Below are 793 nucleotides of genomic sequence, written 5' to 3'. Positions count from 1 at the left end.
ATCGAGATAAAGCCGTCCGCCAGCTCGCTCATTTTAGCCTTTCGTTCATGCATCCCGTTTACTTCAATCAGCTCAGTCAGATTCTGATGGACAACCTCCCCGCTGAACAAACCGCTCGGCATGACCCCGATTGCAGTTCCGCCGTTTTCCATAATCGCGTCGGCAATCGTGCCCATCAAGCCGACGCGGGAGCCTCCATAGACAAGGCCGATTCCCTGCTCAGCCATGTACGTGCCAAGCTCTGCCGCTTTTCTTTTATACGCTTCATTTCCCCCAGGGTTTGATCCCGCAAATACACAAATGGTTTTCATCTTGTCATCTCCGCATCTATATATCGTGTTAAACATTCAAAAACACACTATATATTGTCCCATCTTCATGTGATAATATCAATATGAAATACATAAAGAATGCAGGAGTGATGAGATTGCAGCTGGCTGATGCAGAAAAATGGATGAAAGAGTTTTACGAAAAAAGAGGCTGGACAGAATACGGACCTTTTATTCGCGTCGGCTTTTTAATGGAGGAAGCCGGAGAACTGGCCCGGGCTGTCAGGGCGTATGAAATCGGCAGAGACCGGCCGGATGAGAAAGAATCGTCACGCGCTGAGCAAAAACAAGAATTGATTGAAGAAATGGGAGATGTCATCGGAAATATCGCCATTCTTGCTGATATGTATGGTGTCTCTTTAGAAGACGTCATGAAGGCCCACCAAGAAAAACTGACAAAACGATTTGAGCATGCATAAAAAAGCGGCCGCGATGGCCGCTTTTTTTAACCTGTGATTTCATCA

The 793-nt window shown here is 46.4% G+C and carries 2 protein-coding genes; one reads left to right on the top strand and one right to left on the bottom strand.

What is annotated here, in order from left to right:
* Positions 1 to 311, bottom strand: a 311-nt coding sequence (locus tag ACWHAR_RS25885) for a TIGR00730 family Rossman fold protein (protein ID WP_452088275.1), incomplete at its 3' end; no start/stop codon positions are given.
* Between the two features lie 116 nt (positions 312 to 427).
* Between ACWHAR_RS25885 and ACWHAR_RS25880 the strand changes: the two genes are divergently transcribed.
* Positions 428 to 748, top strand: coding sequence for a MazG nucleotide pyrophosphohydrolase domain-containing protein (locus ACWHAR_RS25880; RefSeq protein WP_003242570.1), 321 nt, complete (start codon positions 428 to 430; stop codon positions 746 to 748).
* Positions 749 to 793: the final 45 nt, after the last annotated feature.

It is taken from the genome of Bacillus sp. LR--39 (assembly GCF_053613335.1).
Note: the sequence above shows the minus strand (reverse complement) of the source record. Positions and strands in the feature narration are given on the sequence as shown.